17 protein-coding genes and 2 tRNA genes are annotated in these 16,602 nt (G+C 67.7%); 9 read left to right on the top strand and 10 right to left on the bottom strand.

Annotation, left to right across the window (positions count from 1 at the left end; all coding sequences use genetic code 11):
* The first annotated feature begins 9 nt into the window (after positions 1-9).
* Positions 10-957, top strand: a complete 948-nt coding sequence (locus tag ACTWPB_RS07010; protein WP_446224871.1) for an AraC family transcriptional regulator — start codon at positions 10-12, stop codon at positions 955-957.
* 46 nt (positions 958-1,003) lie between these two features.
* On the opposite strand, the gene ACTWPB_RS07015 is transcribed toward ACTWPB_RS07010, so the two are convergent.
* From ACTWPB_RS07015 to ACTWPB_RS07035, 5 genes are all read right to left on the bottom strand, one after another.
* Entirely contained in the window at positions 1,004-1,435 is a 432-nt protein-coding gene (locus ACTWPB_RS07015; protein ID WP_446224872.1) for a nitroreductase family deazaflavin-dependent oxidoreductase, read from the bottom strand.
* A 20-nt stretch (positions 1,436-1,455) separates the two neighbouring features.
* On the bottom strand, positions 1,456-1,932 hold the full coding sequence (locus ACTWPB_RS07020; RefSeq protein WP_446224873.1) for an NUDIX domain-containing protein: 477 nt from the start codon (positions 1,930-1,932) through the stop codon (positions 1,456-1,458).
* 83 nt (positions 1,933-2,015) lie between these two features.
* Entirely contained in the window at positions 2,016-3,230 is a 1,215-nt protein-coding gene (locus tag ACTWPB_RS07025; protein WP_446224874.1) for an RNA polymerase sigma factor, read from the bottom strand.
* On the bottom strand, positions 3,227-3,625 hold the full coding sequence (locus ACTWPB_RS07030; protein WP_446224875.1) for a YciI family protein: 399 nt from the start codon (positions 3,623-3,625) through the stop codon (positions 3,227-3,229). The genes ACTWPB_RS07025 and ACTWPB_RS07030 overlap by 4 nt, the downstream gene beginning before the upstream one ends.
* A 94-nt stretch (positions 3,626-3,719) precedes the next feature.
* On the bottom strand, positions 3,720-4,940 hold the full coding sequence (locus tag ACTWPB_RS07035) for an NAD(P)/FAD-dependent oxidoreductase (RefSeq protein WP_446224876.1): 1,221 nt from the start codon (positions 4,938-4,940) through the stop codon (positions 3,720-3,722).
* Positions 4,941-5,090: 150 nt separating this feature from the next.
* On the opposite strand from ACTWPB_RS07035, the gene ACTWPB_RS07040 reads away from it, so the two are divergent.
* Positions 5,091-5,735: a mycothiol-dependent nitroreductase Rv2466c family protein gene (locus ACTWPB_RS07040; protein WP_446224877.1), complete on the top strand. Its 645-nt coding sequence runs from the start codon at positions 5,091-5,093 to the stop codon at positions 5,733-5,735.
* A gap of 39 nt (positions 5,736-5,774) precedes the next feature.
* On the opposite strand, the gene ACTWPB_RS07045 is transcribed toward ACTWPB_RS07040, so the two are convergent.
* The gene (locus ACTWPB_RS07045) at positions 5,775-6,701 is read right to left on the bottom strand and encodes a M48 family metallopeptidase (protein WP_446226254.1); all 927 of its coding nucleotides are present in this window, start codon (positions 6,699-6,701) and stop codon (positions 5,775-5,777) included.
* 297 nt (positions 6,702-6,998) lie between these two features.
* Here ACTWPB_RS07045 and ACTWPB_RS07050 point away from each other — a divergent pair, with 297 nt between their 5' ends.
* Both ACTWPB_RS07050 and ACTWPB_RS07055 read left to right on the top strand, forming a co-directional pair.
* Positions 6,999-7,466 (top strand): ribose-5-phosphate isomerase, encoded by a 468-nt coding sequence (locus tag ACTWPB_RS07050; protein ID WP_446224878.1) that lies wholly within the window; start codon positions 6,999-7,001, stop codon positions 7,464-7,466.
* Between the two features lie 150 nt (positions 7,467-7,616).
* Positions 7,617-8,420, top strand: coding sequence for an Fpg/Nei family DNA glycosylase (locus ACTWPB_RS07055; protein ID WP_446224879.1), 804 nt, complete (start codon positions 7,617-7,619; stop codon positions 8,418-8,420).
* Between the two features lie 45 nt (positions 8,421-8,465).
* Here ACTWPB_RS07055 and ACTWPB_RS07060 read toward each other — a convergent pair whose 3' ends face one another.
* Complete coding sequence (locus tag ACTWPB_RS07060) at positions 8,466-9,419, bottom strand: GGDEF domain-containing protein (protein ID WP_056821857.1); 954 nt, start codon at positions 9,417-9,419, stop codon at positions 8,466-8,468.
* 682 nt (positions 9,420-10,101) lie between these two features.
* Here ACTWPB_RS07060 and ACTWPB_RS07065 point away from each other — a divergent pair.
* From ACTWPB_RS07065 to fabG, 3 genes are all read left to right on the top strand, one after another.
* Positions 10,102-10,172 (top strand) — tRNA-Gly (locus ACTWPB_RS07065).
* Positions 10,173-10,214: 42 nt separating this feature from the next.
* A tRNA-Pro gene (locus ACTWPB_RS07070) sits at positions 10,215-10,291 on the top strand.
* A 36-nt stretch (positions 10,292-10,327) separates the two neighbouring features.
* Positions 10,328-11,086 carry a 3-oxoacyl-ACP reductase FabG gene (gene fabG / locus ACTWPB_RS07075; protein ID WP_446224880.1) on the top strand — a complete coding sequence of 253 codons (759 nt, stop codon included), beginning with the start codon at positions 10,328-10,330 and terminating at the stop codon, positions 11,084-11,086.
* 8 nt (positions 11,087-11,094) lie between these two features.
* Here the strand turns inward: fabG and ACTWPB_RS07080 are convergent, their stop codons facing one another.
* The 3 genes from ACTWPB_RS07080 to ACTWPB_RS07090 are packed head-to-tail and all read right to left on the bottom strand — an operon-like array spanning position 11,095 to position 14,344.
* Positions 11,095-11,454, bottom strand: a complete 360-nt coding sequence (locus ACTWPB_RS07080; RefSeq protein ID WP_446224881.1) for a hypothetical protein — start codon at positions 11,452-11,454, stop codon at positions 11,095-11,097.
* Between the two features lie 59 nt (positions 11,455-11,513).
* Positions 11,514-12,314 (bottom strand): metallophosphoesterase, encoded by an 801-nt coding sequence (locus tag ACTWPB_RS07085; RefSeq protein ID WP_446224882.1) that lies wholly within the window; start codon positions 12,312-12,314, stop codon positions 11,514-11,516.
* Between the two features lie 44 nt (positions 12,315-12,358).
* Positions 12,359-14,344, bottom strand: a complete 1,986-nt coding sequence (locus ACTWPB_RS07090; RefSeq protein WP_446224883.1) for a phosphoketolase family protein — start codon at positions 14,342-14,344, stop codon at positions 12,359-12,361.
* Between ACTWPB_RS07090 and ACTWPB_RS07095 the strand changes: the two genes are divergently transcribed.
* Positions 14,343-14,891: an FKBP-type peptidyl-prolyl cis-trans isomerase gene (locus tag ACTWPB_RS07095; protein ID WP_446224884.1), complete on the top strand. Its 549-nt coding sequence runs from the start codon at positions 14,343-14,345 to the stop codon at positions 14,889-14,891. The genes ACTWPB_RS07090 and ACTWPB_RS07095 overlap by 2 nt on opposite strands.
* A 153-nt stretch (positions 14,892-15,044) precedes the next feature.
* Complete coding sequence (gene tig, locus ACTWPB_RS07100) at positions 15,045-16,409, top strand: trigger factor (protein WP_446224885.1); 1,365 nt, start codon at positions 15,045-15,047, stop codon at positions 16,407-16,409.
* The last annotated feature ends 193 nt before the right edge of the window (positions 16,410-16,602 follow it).

Genomic DNA, 16,602 nt, shown 5'->3' on the forward strand with positions numbered 1-16,602 from the left:
GCTGGTGAGGTGGACCCGTTGAGTTCGTTGCTGAGCGGCATTCGTGCCGAAGGATCGGTCGTCGCCCATGCCGTGCTGCGCCCACCATGGACGATTCGCTTCGCCGACCGTGCGCCCCTGATCATGGTGACGGTGCTGCGTGGCGGCGGCACCCTGGTGCTCGCTGATGGATCACGCACGAGTCTGGTCGCCGGTGACACCGCGCTCGTGCAGGCGGGTGAACCCTTCCACCTGGCAGACACGCCCGCCGCGCTCGACCGCCCGCACGAGCGCTACGAGCTGTCCTGCTTCGTGCCGGACGGCTTCGGTCCCACCGACATCAGTTGCGCGACATCGGAATTGATCGTCACGCCGTCGACTACCGGTGTGCCAGGGGAGACTTCGCTGCTCGTCGGCGCCTATCGGGCATCGGGACGACGTCACGAACGGCTGTTGCGAGCGCTACCGCCGGTGATGGTGGTCCACGAAGACCCTGAAATGTGCTTGTGGCTGGAACAATCCGCCGCCGACGCCGTCCGGTTCAGCGCGGGCTCGCAGGCGCTGATGGACCGGCTGCTCGACTGGGCGCTGGTCTGCACGCTGCGCTCCTGGCTCGCCGAACAGCAGCATTGCGCGCCCGCCTGGTACCGGGGGATGGCCGACCCGATCGTCGGCCCGGCGCTCACCGCCATCCACGACCGGCCGTTCCACCGCTGGACCGTGGCGAGCCTGGCCACCGAGGCAGCGGTCTCGCGCGCCCTGTTCGCTCGGCGCTTCACCGAAGTGATGGGCGAACCGCCACTGGCCTACCTCACCGAATGGCGCATGGCCGAAGCCGAAGAACTGCTCGCCGACCCCGCGCGCAGCGTCGCCCAGGTGGCGACCACCGTCGGCTATTCCGATGCCTTCGGCTTCAGCGCCGCCTTCAAACGACTACGCGGGACGAGCCCCACCGAGTTCCGGGCAGCGCTGGTGTAGTCCGCAGCTTGCCCGCCGCGTCCAGAGCGCGCCACGCACGGGTAGGTCAGTTCCTCGGCGTAAGCAGGACCAAGGGGATCTCGCGCGTGGTTTTCGTCTGGTAGTCGCCGTAGCCCTTGTACGCCGCGACGACCCGAGGCCACAGTTTCGCGCGTTCTTCGGGAGTGGCGACGCGGGCTGTCATCGGGCGCTCGGGACCGTTGCGCAGCGCCACCTCGACATTCGGGTTGTCGCGCAGGTTCAGGAACCAGGCGGGGTGGGTGGGGTCGCCGCCGCGCGAGGCGACGACGACGATGGTGTCGCCGTCGATGACCGGTGCGGTCAGCATGACCTTGCGCGGATCGCCGGATTTGCGGCCGATCGTGGTGAGTTCCAGGGACGGCATCCCGAAGAACGAGTTGCCGACACGGCCGCCGGTCACCGTGAGCAGCGTGCGGTGGAGGGTGTTCATGATCTTCAGCTGCAGGTCGCTGGGCATAGTCGGAATCTACTCCGATCTCAGTGCAGCTGATCGGTGAGGCGGGTGAGGAAGGGCCGCTGGCCTTTGCCGAGCTTTTCCGCCGCGGTGCTGGGATCGAACCAGGCAGCCCGGTCGATCTCGGGAAATTCCGCGAGCCGCCCCGACCGCGGCGGCCACTCCATCTCGAATGTTCCCGGCACGACGTCGGCTGGGTCGAGATCGCCCTCGACCGCCCACACGGTGAGGTACTTGCGCTTGGTCCCGCTGCGATAACTCACCTCGCCGAGGTCGATCCACTCGCCCTCGGGCGCAGGCAGCCCTAGCTCCTCGGTGAACTCCCGCCGGGCGGCATCGCGCGCGGACTCCTCCTCGGACACATACTCGCCCTTGGGAATCGACCACGCCGAGGCGTCCTTCTTCGCCCACAGTGGCCCACCCATGTGCCCGAGCAGGACCTCGATCCCGGCCTCGACGCGGCGAAACACCAGCACGCCCGCACTGAAAACGTCCGTCATCGCAGCGAGTCTGCCAGGCACCGGCTCGCGCGGTGCCGCCAGCCGGGGTGCCAGCGAACGTAGGAGGCAGGCGGGGCTCGCAGTCACGCGTCGCCCGCGCGCAGACGTGCGGCGCGCAGCAACAGGTAGTCGCGTTCGGGCACGCTGGCGGTCTGTCTGGCCGCCCGCTGGTATTCGCGCACGGCCGCAGCCTGCTCGCCTGCCATTTCGTGAAGGTGCCCGCGAACGGCGGCGAGGCGGTGTGAGCGGGACAGCGGTTCGGCGACACTGTCGGCCACCGCCAGCCCCGCTGCCGGACCGTGCACCATCGCGGTGGCGACGGCACGGTTGAGGGTGATCATCGGGTTGGGGGTCAGGCGTTCGACCATGGTGTAGAGCACCAGTATTCGCGGCCAGTCGGTGTCTTCGGAGTGTCGGGCCTCGGCGTGCAGTCCGGCGATCGCGGCCTGTATCTGATATGTCCCCGTCAGTCCGGCGGGCAGGGTCGCGGTGAGCAGGCGCAGGCCCTCGGTGATCTGGCGGCGGTCCCACCGTGACCGGTCCTGTTCGGTGAGGGGGATCAGTTCGCCGTGCGGTCCGCAACGGGCGGCGCGGCGGGCGTCGGTGAGCAGCATCAGCGCGAGAAGGCCGGTGACCTCGGTGTTTTCGGGGAGCAGGGCGCGCAGGGCGCGCGTGAGCCGGATCGCCTCGGCCGACAGATCCCCGCGCCGCAGCCCCGCCCCCGCAGTGCTGGTGTGTCCCTCGGTGAAGATCACGTAGAGCACCTGCAGCACCGCACTCACCCGGGTGCTGTCGTGCGCCCCGTCGGCGAAGGGCCGATCCGATTCGGCCAGGCGCCTCTTCGCCCGCGAGATGCGTTGCCCCATGGTCGATTCCGGCACAAGGAACGCCGCGGCGATCTCGGCGGTACTGAGGCCACCGACCGCCCGCAACGTCAGGGCGACCGCCCCGGCAGGCGGCAAGTCGGGATGACAGCACAGGAAGTACATGTCGAGGGTGTCATCGCGGTCGACCGCCTGGGCGGGCACGTCCCGCACGAAAACCGTTGTTTCCCTGCGTCGTCGCGCTACTTCGGCCCGCACCGCGTCGGCCATCCGCCGCTGCGCGACCTGGATCAGCCAGCCACGCGGATTATCCGGCAGCCCCTCGTGATGCCACTGGGTCGATGCCGCGAGCAGGGCGTCCTGCACCGAATCCTCGGCGAGGTCGAAATCGCCGAAACGGCGGACCAGAACACCGAGGACCTGCGGCGACAGGTCACGCAGCAGGTCCTCGACGCGCGGCAGCGTCTCGGTCACGCGGCGTCGGGCGCGCTCATGATCTGACGCACCTCGATGTACTCACCGATCGGCTTTCCGCCGGGGCCGGGCGCCGCGGAGGCCTGCGCGGCGATCTCGACCGCACGCTCGACCGAATCGACATCGATCACCCAGAAACCGGCCAGGAACTCCTTGGTCTCCGGGAAAGGCCCGTCCGTCACGACCGGCGCCGAGCGGCCGTCGGAGCACACGATCATCGCCTGATCGGGGGCGGCCAGGCCCTGTGCGTCGACGAGTTCGCCCGCGGCGGCGAGCTGCTCACCCAGTGCCCGCTGGAAGTCGATGTGGGCGGCGATGTCCTCGGGTGCCCACTCCGGCAGTGGGATGTCGCAGTATGCGGTTTCGGAATAGGTCTTGACCAGCATGAATTTCATGGTTCGGCTCCTGATCGCTGCGCCCGTGTGGCGCGTTCGACGGGTGGTCGGAGCCGACGAGCGGTCTTCGACACCCTCAGTGCTGTGAACTGGATCACAATGGGGTGCTCGTATCCGTCAGCCGCTCGGGGTCCACGGGTACCGCCGAGAGGACCAGCTCCTTGATCCGCTCCGTCACATCCCAGACGTTGACGTTCATTCCCGCGCGCACCGTGTTCTGCTCGTCGAGCCAGAACGCGACGAACTCCTGTTTGCCGAGGTCGCCACGCACCACCACCCGCACGTCGTCGCCGCGCCCGACGTAGCCGGTGTACTCCATTCCGACGTCGTACTGATCGCTGAAGAAATACGGAAGCCGGTCGTAGACAGCAGCTTTGCCGAGCATCGTCTTCGCGGCGACGGCAGGCTGATTCAGCGCGGTCGCCCAGTGCTCGATGCGGATCGGCCGGTGCAACAGCGGATGCTGCTGCTCGGCGATGTCGCCCACCGCGACCACATCGGGGTTGCTGGTGCACAACGCCGCGTCCACCACCACGCCACCGTCGACCGCCAGGCCGGCCGCGGTCGCCGCCTCGATATTTGGCTGCGCGCCCACCGCCACCAGCACCGCTTGCGCCGGGACAACGGTGCCGTCGCCGAGCTGCACGCCGGTCGCCTCGCCCTCTTCGGTGAGGATCGCGTCGACGGTGGTGCTCATGCGCAGGTCAACGCCGTGCGAGCGATGCAGATCGGCATAGAAGTTGCCCATCTCCGGGCCGAGCACAGCGAACAGCGGCAGCTCCGCCGTCTCGATCACCGTTACCTCGACACCCTTTGCCCTGGCCTGCGCGGCTACCTCGAGACCGATCCACCCCGCCCCGATGATGACCAGGCGGCGATCCGTGTGCAGTATCTCGAGCAGCGCGTTCGAATCGCCGATGGTGCGCAGTGTGTAGACGTTCGGGGCATCGGCGCCGGGAATGTCGAGCGTGCGGGCTCGCGAACCGGTGGCCAGGGCCAGCTTGTCGTAGTCGATCGTGGAACCGTCGGGCAGCGTCACGGTCTTGGCGACCGGATCGAACGCGGTCGCGGTGGTGCCGAGCCGCAGGTCGACGTGGTGATCGCGGTACCAGGCCGCCGAGTCGACGGTGAAATCGGGCAGCTGCTGGGTGCCCGCCAGATGCTGTTTGGACAGTGGCGGGCGCTCATACGGCAGCTCTTCTTCGGCGGCCAGCAGAGTGACGTGACCGTCGAAATCGTTGGCGCGTAAGGCTTCGGCGATTTTCGCTCCGCCCAGACCTCCACCGATAACGACGAAATGCTGATTCGAGCTCATGAACCGACCCTTCTCGCGGACGACCCGGACTCCTCGCAACCCGAGCTTAGTGCGCGTTTTCGCCCACGGGAACGATTCCGGCGGCGATGCGGTTGCACCAATCGGTGGGGCCGACCCGACCTGCCGCAGCTGACCCGAGAGGAACCCATCGTGAGCGAACAGGCCACCAAGGATGTCGCCGATTTCTGGTTCGACCCGCTGTGCCCGTGGTGCTGGATCACCTCCCGGTGGATCCTGGAAGTGGCGAAGGTGCGCGATATCGAGGCGCGCTTCCACGTGATGAGTCTGGCGGTGCTCAACGAGGGCAACGACGATCTGCCGGAGGTCTATGTCGAGATGATGGCCGCCGCGTGGGGCCCGGTTCGGGTCGTCACCGCCGCTGGTGAGAAGTACGGTGACGAGATCCTGTCGCCGCTCTACACCGCGATGGGCACCCGCATCCACGACCGCAAGGCCGAGTACGAGCGCGAGACACTGCAGGAGACCTTCGACGCGGTCATCGCCGACGCGCTCGCCGAGCTTGATCTGCCCGCCGAACTCGCGCAGGCCGCCACCAGCACCGACTACGACGAGGTGCTGCGGGCGAGCCATCACGCGGGCATGGACAAGGTCGGCCCCGATGTGGGCACGCCGACGATCCACGTGAACGGGTCCGCGTTCTTCGGACCGGTGCTCTCGCGCATCCCGCGCGGTGAGGACGCGGGCCGGGTGTGGGACGGTGTGGTCGCGCTGGCCTCGTACCCGCACTTCTTCGAGCTCAAGCGCACCCGTACCGAGGACCCGGTCTTCGACTGATGGTGCGGCGGGGGTGCTGGGATCGGCACCCCCGCCCGATCAGACCGGCTTCGGCGGCAGGGCGGGCGGCCCCGAATTCAGCGGATAACCGCCGTGCGGCGCGATCATGCCGGGATGCGGTGCGCTCGGTCGCCAGAACATCGGGCCCGGCCTGCTGCGGTCACGCAGCGCCCACATCCGCCAGGTGAGCACCGGGTGGCTGGCCATGGCGTTGACCAGCCAGATGAAACCGCCCCGCTCGAGCACGGCCCGATCAGCCATCTCGTCGACACCGACATCGGTATTGAGGTACTTGCCCGCGGCGAGAGTCGCCATCGCGCCGGCCGCCCCGGGCGGCCGGAAGCAGAAGCCGTGATTGTCGGCGGTGTACTCCTGGGCGCGGATCAGCGAGGACCCGAGCAGCGGCAACCACGGTGCGACGAACATGCCGAGCTGGCGCCAATACGACACGTGACCCGCGGCGATATGGCCGACTTCATGGCCGATGATGAACGCGAGCCCGTCCGGTTCGCGTGCGGCGCCGCCGATCTCGAACAGGTCGCTGTAGACCACGACGAACCGGCGGAATCCGTGCCCGGAGGCGAAGGCGTTGATCTGGCCGTTGCCCAGGATCACATACGCGTCCGGTGCCTTGTGCATCCCGAATCGTGCCGCCGCTTCCTGCACCATCCGGAACCCCTCGGGGAACTGCGTGGGCGACATCTTCACGCCGTTCGCGCGCTGGGCCGCGTAGTTCAGACCACGACCTGCCCACAGCAGCACCGGCGCGAACAACAACAGCAGCACATACGGACTGGTGACGATCGAACCGGTTTGCTCCACACCCTTCTCATCGACGACAGGATCGGTGAACAGTTCGACCGTCATGAGCAGTAGCGCCAGCAGGTACGCGACCGCGGTGATCATGATGACCACGATCAGCAGCGGGATCTCCCACGGATGCCGGGCCGGGCGATCCCACGGCATCAGGCCGCGCGGCCGGTGCTGCGGCGGTGCGGGCGGACCGCTCGGCGGGTAGTAGCCGGGGGCGAGGGGTGGATACGGGCCGGTCGGCGGCTGCGCGTGGCTGCTCTGCGCGGGGAAACCGCCGGTTCGTGGATCGGGTTGGGCCCACGGCGACGGCGGCGCGGTGTTCTTGTCCAGCGACGGTGTTCGGTCGGGCTGCTGGCCGGTGTGCCCCGGCGGGGAACCTGCCGAAGGCGGGGAATGCGGTTCGTGCGGGTGCATGAAACGACTCTAAGCGGGCCTGCGACAATCGCAGCCATGCGCGTTTACCTGGGTGCCGACCATGCCGGTTTCGAACTGAAGAATCACGTCAAGGCCCATCTGCAGGAGGCCGGAGTGGAGGTCGTCGACTGCGGCGCCCTCGAATACGACGCTCTCGACGACTACCCCGCCTTCTGCATCGAGGCGGCGCGGCGCACCGTCGCCGACCCCGGCTCGCTCGGCCTGGTCTTCGGTGGCAGCGGCAACGGCGAGCAGATCGCCGCCAACAAGGTCGCCGGCGCCCGCTGCGCCCTGGCCTGGAGCGTCGAAACCGCCGTGCTGGCCCGCGAACACAACAATGCCAACCTGATCGGCATCGGCGGCCGCATGCACTCCACCGCGGATGCGCTCGCCATCGTCGACGCGTTCCTCGCGGCCGCCTGGTCGGACGAGGCGCGCCACCAGCGTCGCATCGACATCCTGGCCGACTACGAAAAGACCGGCATCGCCCCCGAACTGCCCTGAGGCACACCCCGTCGACAAACCGAGCAACTGATCTCGAAAGTACATGGGTAACTCGGTGGGCACGAGCCAACTCGCAACCCCCATGACCGTCGGTCGCCGACGCACGTCTCGCGGCACCTAGGTCTGGCCAAAATACTCGGGGAGGCGGGAATGCCTGAGGGGCACACTCTTCATCGGATCGCTCAGCTCCATCACCGGCGGTTTTCCGGTGGGGTGGTGCGGGTTTCGAGTCCGCAGGGGCGGTTCGTCGAAGGAGCCGCGCTCGTGGACGGGCAGGTGCTGAAGCGGGCCGAGGCCTACGGGAAGCATCTGCTGCATCACTATGCGTCCGGGCTGACGGTGCATGTGCATCTCGGGTTGTACGGCACCTTCAGCGAGGTCGAGTTGCCGATGGCGGCGCCGGTCGGGCAGGTGCGGATGCGAATGATCGGTGCCGCAACGGATTTCGGCACCGATCTGCGCGGGCCCACGGCGTGTGAAGTGCTGATGCCGCCCGAAGTGGACGCACTCACCGCGCGCCTCGGCGCCGACCCGTTACGCGCCGACGCCGACCACGAACGCGCGGGCGCGCGAATCCGGCGCTCCCGCAGGGCGATCGGCGCACTGCTGATGGACCAGGCCCTGATCGCCGGCGTCGGCAATGTCTACCGCGCGGAAGTCCTTTTCCGCCACGGCATCTCACCCTTCCGCCCCGGCACCTCGATCACCACCCCTGAATGGGACGCCCTCTGGGCCGACCTGGTCGAACTCATGCCGATCGGCGTCACCACCGGCCGCATGCACGTGGTCCGTCCCGAACACGACACCGGCGCACCGTCCTACAACAAAGATCGCCCCCGCACCTACGTCTACCGCCGCCAGGGCGAACCGTGCCGAGTCTGCGCGACCCCCATCGCGCACAAGGTCATGCAAGGCCGGAACCTCTTCTGGTGCCCCACCTGTCAGCCCGAGTAGAAGTCGGCTGAGCCGGACCGCGAAGTGCAGGCTTCGCGATCCGACTCAGCCGGCGACCGCCGTTCCCAGTTCGGGGTCGCCCGATTCAGCGAGCGCGAAACGCCGCCCGCCCGCCGATTTCGCCGAGTACATCGCGCGGTCGGCGCGACGCAACAGGTCGGTGAAATCGCACGTCTTTCCCGGTGGGCAGAAAGCGGTGCCCACGCTGGCCGAAACCGGTACGGGGCCCGCGCTCGACCACACCGGGTCGCGCAGTGCGGCGACCACGCGGTGCGCCAGCTCGCCGAGGGTGTCGCGGCGCGGGTTGGCCGCCACCACGAACTCGTCGCCGCCGTATCGGCAGATCACCGTGTCGGGCGGGCACACCTCACGCAAGCGGTTGGCCAGTTCGACCAGTACCTCGTCGCCGATCGCGTGTCCGTAGCCGTCGTTGATCTGTTTGAAGCGGTCCAGGTCCACCACCAGCACACCGACACCGCGGCTCGGGTCGGCGGCGAACGCGCGTACCCGTTCCTGCAGCAGTGTGCGGTTCGCCAGATCGGTGAGTGCGTCGTGGGTCGCCTCGTGGCGCAAGCGGTGCTGCAGCGCGGCGATCTCCTGAACGCGCAGTGACACTTTCGCCGAGATGTTCTGTTCCTGTTGCGCCAGCGCGCGTTCCTGCAGTGCCTGTGCGTAGCTGTCGATGGCCTGGCTGGCCACCAGCGGCCAGCGGGTCGCCACCAGCGAACCCGGGACCCCCGAGGGGAAGCCGAGCAGCCAGCGACTGGCATGGGCCAGCATCCTGGTGCGTTCGAAGGGCGCCTCGGCCAACCGCGCGCCGAGCTTGCGCGCCTGTGGCACCGGGAACGGTTCGGTCCGGGCCAGGTGCAGCAGCCGCTCGACGATGTCGACGAGCACCGGCTCCAACTGGTGCGGCGCCGTGGACGAGCCCGGTTCGGCGCACACCGCGCGGGCCCAGGCGCGGGCCATCGCGGCTACCGGTGGCTCGATGTGGGTCATCGATATCACCGGCGGTAGGTGGCGACGGTCTTGCCACCTCGATCATTCGCACTGCTACGCGGTTGGGTCCGCCGAGTTCGGCACACGCTCACCGCCCCCTTTCCAGATACCCCCGTCCGGCAAAAAGGATCCTAGCAAGCCACCCGAGACCGAAAAGTCACGTTCTAGAACGTGTTCTCTGGTCTCTCGCGAATGGCGATCGGCTATGACATCGCTGCAAAGTCTCCGGCGTTACACATTTCCCGAAAAAATTTCGGGGGCCCGAAACGTGCAGCGTGATGCCCTCCGCTGGGCGGTGGACGTTGCGTTGCCATGGTTCCCTCCTGGCACGGGATGCGAGTCGTGACGATGTGGCAGTAGCCGTCACGCGCACTCTCATGGTGGCCTACTCACCGCCCACGTGTCAGGTTTTTAAGGAAAATTCTCCTGTTTAATCCCCCGATGGAGCTGGCGCCGGTCCCCGTGAGCGCACCAACCATCGTCGCCGGGAGGGCAATTCGGGGCTAGGGTCATTAGGCCCTAATCGGGCACAGCGACGGTTGGTCGCGTGGGGAGTTGGGTACGCCGACGGCCGAGGCGCATCAATCGGGCAGGCAGGGGCCGGATTGGCATTTTTCGCGCGGGGTTCGGTACAGTCATGGCGCACACGACATCGTGGCGATCCCATCGATGTCGTATGCCTGCGGGTGTAGTTCAATGGTAGAACCTCAGCCTTCCAAGCTGATGGTGCGGGTTCGATTCCCGTCACCCGCTCAAACATGTATTGCCTCGACGGTGTTCTCGCCGGTGAGGTATCGGGGTGTAGCGCAGCTTGGTAGCGCATCCGCTTTGGGAGCGGAGGGTCGCAGGTTCAAATCCTGTCACCCCGACCATCACCATTCGCCCAGCTACAGGCCTGTAGGAGACGGATGCCCACGCAACGCAAGGTCGCGATCGTCACCGGAGCCGCCCGTGGCATCGGCGCCGCGGTTGCGGTCAAGCTCGCTTCCGACGGATATGCCGTCGCTGTGCTCGATCTCGACGAAGCCGCCTGCGCGGGCACCGTCGCAAGTGTCGAAGCCGCCGGGGGCGAAGCTCTCGCGGTCGGTGCCGATGTGGCCGACGAAGCGGCCGTCGCCGCCGCGGTGGCGCGGATCGCCACCGCGCTCGGCCCGCCGACCGTGCTGGTCAACAACGCGGGCGTGCTGCGTGACAACCTGCTGTTCAAGATGTCGGTGAACGACTGGGACACCGTCATGAACGTGCACCTGCGCGGTGCCTTCCTGATGACCCGCGCCGTGCAGAAGTACATGGTCGAGGCGAAGTTCGGGCGCATCGTCAACCTGTCGAGCACCTCGGCACTCGGTAACCGCGGCCAGGCCAACTACTCCGCGGCCAAGGCGGGCATGCAGGGCTTCACCAAGACCCTTGCCTTCGAACTCGGCAAATTCGGCGTCACCGCCAACGCGATCGCTCCCGGCTTCATCGAAACCGAGATGACCGCCGCGACGGCCGCACGGGTCGGTGTCGACTTCGAGTCGTTCAAAGCGGCTGCCGCGGCACAGATCCCGGTCAACCGGGTCGGCACGCCCGACGACATCGCCAACACCGCCTCGTTCTTCGCGAGCGAGGGCGCCGGCTTCGTGTCGGGCCAGGTCATCTACGTGGCGGGCGGACCGAAGGACTGAAAGTCGCCTCAGGCGCAACCGAACCGGAAGTCCGCCCGTGCCTCGGTGCCCGCTGCCACGGTGACCCGCACCGGCTCGGTGACGGCCAACCCGCAGCCGCCGGGCACGGTCACCACCTTCGCCTCGTAACAGCCCACCGGCAGCGCCACCGTTGCCCGCCCGTCGGCCCCGCTGACCAGCGTGGCGACCACCTGCTTCGCATCACACGGCGTGACCTCGATATCGGCCCGATTCACCGGAATCGGCTCCCGTCCGGTGAACGCCCACGCCGTCAATGTCCCGGTCCCCTGCGGCGCCGGATCTGCGCTCGCGACACCGGTGACCATGAGCGGAGCGAGTACGGACAGTGCGAGAAATGTAGCGCGCATGAACCTCTCCTCGTCGATGAGTCGGGTCGTCCGCTGCTGATGGTAGGCCTAACACCCCGTCAGGTCGTCGGGGTGATGCCCGCGCGTTCGCTCCAGATCTGTTCGGCGGGGACCGAGATCGTGCTCAGCTCGGGGTAACGCAGGGCGGAGAGGGTGCCGCCGAAGACGGCGCCGGTGTCGAGGCAGAGAGTGTTGTTGACCCAGGTGAGGGTGGGGACCGGGGTGTGGCCGTAGAGGACGGTGGGGGTGCCTCGGTAGTCCTTGGCCCAGTCGTAGCGGATGGGGTAGCCGTGCTGGTCGAGCTCGCCGGTCGGTGCGCCGTAGAGGGCGAAGGAGCGGGCTCGGCCGGTGGTGCTGCCGTGCAGGCTTTCGGGCAGACCGGCGTGGGCCACGACGAGCTTGCCGCGGTCGAGGAGGTAGTGGCTCGGCAGGTCGCGCAGGAAAGCGTGTGCGGCGGTGCGGAATTCGAGGTCTTCGTCGGCCAGTTGGGACAGGGACTGCTCGAGGCCGTGCGCGATGCGGACGTTGCGGCCGTCGAGGGCGCGCATCAGCTTGTGGTCGTGGTTGCCGGTGACGCACAGGGCGGTTTTCGCCGCCACCATTCCCATCGCCAGGCGGAGCACGCCGGGGGTGTCGGGGCCCCGGTCGACGAGGTCGCCGACGAAGACCACGGTGCGACCGTCGGGGTGAGCGGCACCGATCGCGCGGCCGCGGTTGTCGCGGTCGAGGGCGTAGCCGAGTTCGCCGAGCAGGGTCTCCAGTTCGCTGCGGCAACCGTGGACATCGCCGATCACGTCGAACGGTCCGGTCAGGTCGCGGCGGTCGCGGGGGAGGAGGTCGGTGCGGTGGGATTCGGTCATATCCCTGTCATCGTCGTGCAGGGCGGGCCCGCGCCGCAACTGCGTTACCCCACGGCGGGGATCGCCGAGTCCGGCCAGACCCAATCGGCGACGACCGGGATGTCCTCGCCCTGCTCGCGGGTCCAGCGGCGCGCGAGCAACCGGGCGTCGACGATCTCCTGGCGCAGACCCGCCGCCCGCTCACGCAGGCCGGGAACGCGGTCGATCACATCGAGCACCAGATGGAAGCGGTCGAGATCGTTGAGCATCACCATGTCGAAGGGCGTGGTGGTGGTGCCCTTCTCCTGATAACCGCGCACGTGCAGGTTGGCGTGATTGGTGCGGCGGTAGGTGAGCCGGTGTACCAGCCACGGGTAACCGTGGAAGGCGAAGATCACCGGACGGTCGGTGGTGAACAGGGCGTCGAACTCGGCATCGGGCAGGCCGTGTGGGTGTTCGCCCGCGGTTAGCAGGCGCATCAGGTCGACGACATTGATGAACCGAATCCGTAGGTCCGGCAGCCGATCTCGCAGGATCGCGACCGCGGCGAGGGTTTCCAGGGTCGGTACGTCGCCCGCGCAACCGAGCACCACATCCGGCGTGGTGGCGAGGTCGTCGTTGTGGCACGCCCACTCCCAGATCCCGAGCCCGCGGGTGCAGTGCAGCGCCGCCTCCTCCGCCGTCAGCCAGTCCGGTCCTGGCTGTTTGCCCGCCACGACCACATTGGCGTAGTGCAGCGACCGCAGGCAGTGGTCGTAGGTCGACAGCAGGGTATTGGTATCCGGCGGAAGATACACACGCACGATATCGGGGCTTTTGTTCGCCACCACGTCGAGGAAACCGGGATCCTGATGGGTGAACCCGTTGTGGTCCTGACGCCACACATGCGAGGTGAGCAGATAATTCAGGCTGGCGATCTTGCGCCGCCACGGCACCTTCAGGCTGGCATCGAGCCACTTGGCGTGCTGATTGAACATGGCGTCGACGATGTGGACGAATGCCTCGTAGCAGGTGAAGACGCCGTGGCGGCCGGTCAGCAGGTAGCCCTCCAGCAGGCCTTCGCACATGTGCTCGGAGAGCACTTCGACCGCGCGGCCGACTGTCGACAGATCCACATCCCAGCGACCGACTTCCTCCTGCCAGTCGCGCCCGGTCACCTCGAGAATGTCCTGCAATCGGTTGCTGACCAGTTCGTCGGGGGCGAAGGTGAGGAAATTGTGCCGATTGCGGGCGGTGACATCGCGCAGCCAGCTGCCGAGCACCTCGGTCGCCTCGTGCCGGCCCGCGCCGGGCGCCACCACATCCACGCAATAGTCGCGCCAATCGGGCAGGTCGAGATCGCGAATCAGCAAGCCGCCGTTCGCGACCGGATTCAGGCTCATCGGACGCGCGGGAACCTGCTCCAGCAGGGCGGGCACCGGCGAGCCGTCCTGCTCGAACAATTCCTCCGGCCGATACGACCGCAACCACAGCTCCAGCACCCGACGGTGCTCGGGATCGGTACGCGCGTTGGGCAGCGGCACCTGATGCGCGCGGAATGTGCCCTCGACCTGTTTGCCGTCGACCACCGGGGGACAGGTCCAGCCCTTCGGTGTGTGCATCACGATCATCGGCCAGCGGGGACGTTGCGTGTCACCGTCTTCGCGGGCGGCCCGCTGGAATTGCGCGATCCGGTCCATACAGGTGTTCATCGCGGTGGCCATCGCCTGGTGCACCGGTGCCGGGTCGTTACCGGAGACGATCAGCGGTTCGTAGCCGTAGCCGCGCAGCAGTTCGACCAGTTCGTCCTCGGGGATCCGGGCGAAGATCGTCGGATTGGCGATCTTGTACTCGTTGAGCGCCAGGATCGGCACCAGCGCGCCGTCGCGGCCCGCGTTGAGGAATTTGTTCGCGTGCCAGCTGCCCGCCAACGGACCGGTCTCGGCCTCGCCGCGGGGCCTGCACGGGCGCCGATCGGGGACCGGCGACACCCGGTGGAGAAACGCACCGCCGAGCCTACCGTCGTGCCGGTCCCCGACCGGGCAACGGCGGTCGATTACTCTGCGGGCCATGCATTCTCTGGGCAGGATCATCGGAATCGGACTCGTCGCGGCCGCCGCGATCACGACGGCCGCCTGCGGCTCCGACACGGATTCGAGCAGCTCGCCGAGCTCGAGCGTGGCGGGCGGGAACCCCGCCAGCACGGGCCTCGAATGCACTGCCGACGACGTGAAGGTCAGCGGTGGGTTCGGCGAGGCGCCCACGATCACCATCCCCGACACCTGCGATGCGCCCAAGACCTTGATCGTCAAGGATCTGGTGGTCGGCAGCGGGCCGGGCGCGGTGGCCGGGCAGCCGCTGACCATGAACTACGAGCTGGTCACCTGGTCGGACAAGCAGGTACTCGACAGCTCCTTCCAGCGCGGCAAGCCGTTCGGGCTGACCCTCGGCGCGGGCCAGGTCATCCAGGGCTGGGACGAGGGCCTGATCGGCGTGCAGCCGGGCACGCGCAGGCTGCTGATCGTGCCGCCGAACCTGGGCTACGGCGAAGGCGGCAACGGTGTCGCGCCGAACGAGACGCTGGTCTTCGTGACCGACGCGGTGCAGGTCGGCCGCTAGCGCGGTCCCGGACCGAACCCACAACCAACCGCCGATTGCGCGACCGCGCAGGCGGTCAACTACCCTGGTCGGGATGCGTGCGCCGCTCCTACTCAGGGCGCGTTACCCCATGCGGGGGACACCACCATGAACTACGAACCAAGGAGTATGTCCGTGAAGAGCACCGTCGAGCAGCTGAGCCCGACCCGGGTCCGGATCAACGTCGAGGTGCCCTTCGAGGAGCTGAAGCCCGACTTCGACAAGGCCTACAAGGCGCTGGCGCAGCAGGTCAAGATCCCCGGCTTCCGTCCCGGCAAGGCTCCGGCCAAGCTGATCGAGACCCGTGTCGGCCGTGGCGCCGTGCTGGAGCAGGTCGTCAACGACGCGCTGCCGAACAAGTACGCCGAGGCCATCCAGACCGCTGAGGTCAAGGTCATCGGCCAGCCCGAGATCGAGATCACCAAGATCGAAGACGGCGAAGAGCTGGCGTTCACCGCCGAGGTCGACGTGCGCCCCGAGATCACCCTGCCCGACTACTCGGGCATCGAGGTGACTGTCGATTCCTTCACCATCGGTGACGACGACATCGAGGAGCAGCTCACCTCGCTGCGTCAGCGATTCGGCACCCTCACCGGTGTCGAGCGTGCCGTGGCCGATGGCGACTTCGTGTCGATCGACCTGTCGGCCACCGTCGATGGTGCGGACGTCCCCGAGGCGGCCACCACCGGCCTGTCGCACGAGGTCGGTTCGGGTCAGCTGATCGAGGGCCTCGACGAGGCCGTCATCGGCCTCAAGGCCGGCGAGTCCGCCGAGTTCACCTCCACCCTGGTGGCGGGCGAGCACGCGGGCTCCGAAGCCGTGATCACCGTGGCCGTGCAGTCGGTCAAGGAGCGCGAGCTGCCCGAGGCCGACGACGAGTTCGCCCAGCTCGCGAGCGAGTTCGACACCATCGACGAGCTCAAGGAAGACCTGAAGGGCCGCGTCGAGCGTGTCAAGAAGGTCGAGCAGGCCGGTTCGATCCGCGACAAGGTGCTCGACACCCTGCTCGAGACCGTCGAGGTCCCGCTGCCAGAGGCCGTCGTCAAGGCCGAGGTCGACGCCGTGATCCACGACGCCGTGCACGGCTTCGACCACGACGAGGCCAAGCTGGCCGAGGCGCTCGAGGCGCAGGGCTCCTCGCGCGAGGAGTTCGATAAGGACACTCAGGAAGCCGCCGAGAAGTCGGTGAAGACCCAGCTGCTGCTCGACGCCATCGCCGAAGCCGAGAACACCCAGGTCGGCCAGCAGGAGCTGACCGAGCGGATCCTGTTCCAGGCACAGCGTTACGGCATGTCGCCGGAGCAGTTCATCCAGCAGGTGCAGCAGGCGGGCCAGCTCGGTGCGGTCTTCGCCGACGTGCGCCGCGGCAAGGCACTGGCCGGAGTTGTCGGTCAGGTGAAGGTGACCGATTCCGACGGCAACGTGGTCGACACCACCGAAATGTTCGGTGACCCCGCGGATTCCGCCGAGATCGAGCTGGACGAAGCCGCTGCTGAGTAGGTTTCGGCGGCGTGATTTGATTGCGCACGTGAGGGAGCGCAGCGAGCGAACCAATGCTGCAGCGCGCCTCGCGCAGAGTGAAATCGAGCGTAGCGAGATTGCGCTCTGAGCGAAGAAGGGCGGTACCGGGAGTTCGGTGCCGCCCTGCTTCGTTAGTGTTTGTGACGACGACCCGTATTCGTATGGCCGTAGC

The organism is Nocardia sp. IBHARD005, assembly GCF_052814245.1.

Coding starts and splice junctions, on each gene's coding strand:
- ACTWPB_RS07015 (WP_446224872.1), bottom strand. CDS start 1,435: ATGCCCAGCGACCTGCAGCTGAAGATCATGAACACCCTCCACCGCACG.
- ACTWPB_RS07020 (WP_446224873.1), bottom strand. CDS start 1,932: ATGACGGACGTTTTCAGTGCGGGCGTGCTGGTGTTTCGCCGCGTCGAG.
- ACTWPB_RS07030 (WP_446224875.1), bottom strand. CDS start 3,625: ATGAAATTCATGCTGGTCAAGACCTATTCCGAAACCGCATACTGCGAC.
- ACTWPB_RS07035 (WP_446224876.1), bottom strand. CDS start 4,940: ATGAGCTCGAATCAGCATTTCGTCGTTATCGGTGGAGGTCTGGGCGGA.
- ACTWPB_RS07045 (WP_446226254.1), bottom strand. CDS start 6,701: ATGCCGTGGGATCGCCCGGCCCGGCATCCGTGGGAGATCCCGCTGCTG.
- ACTWPB_RS07050 (WP_446224878.1), top strand. CDS start 6,999: ATGCGCGTTTACCTGGGTGCCGACCATGCCGGTTTCGAACTGAAGAAT.
- ACTWPB_RS07055 (WP_446224879.1), top strand. CDS start 7,617: ATGCCTGAGGGGCACACTCTTCATCGGATCGCTCAGCTCCATCACCGG.
- ACTWPB_RS07060 (WP_056821857.1), bottom strand. CDS start 9,419: ATGACCCACATCGAGCCACCGGTAGCCGCGATGGCCCGCGCCTGGGCC.
- fabG (WP_446224880.1), top strand. CDS start 10,328: ATGCCCACGCAACGCAAGGTCGCGATCGTCACCGGAGCCGCCCGTGGC.
- ACTWPB_RS07080 (WP_446224881.1), bottom strand. CDS start 11,454: ATGCGCGCTACATTTCTCGCACTGTCCGTACTCGCTCCGCTCATGGTC.
- ACTWPB_RS07085 (WP_446224882.1), bottom strand. CDS start 12,314: ATGACCGAATCCCACCGCACCGACCTCCTCCCCCGCGACCGCCGCGAC.
- ACTWPB_RS07095 (WP_446224884.1), top strand. CDS start 14,343: ATGCATTCTCTGGGCAGGATCATCGGAATCGGACTCGTCGCGGCCGCC.
- ACTWPB_RS07090 (WP_446224883.1), bottom strand. CDS start 14,344: ATGGCCCGCAGAGTAATCGACCGCCGTTGCCCGGTCGGGGACCGGCAC.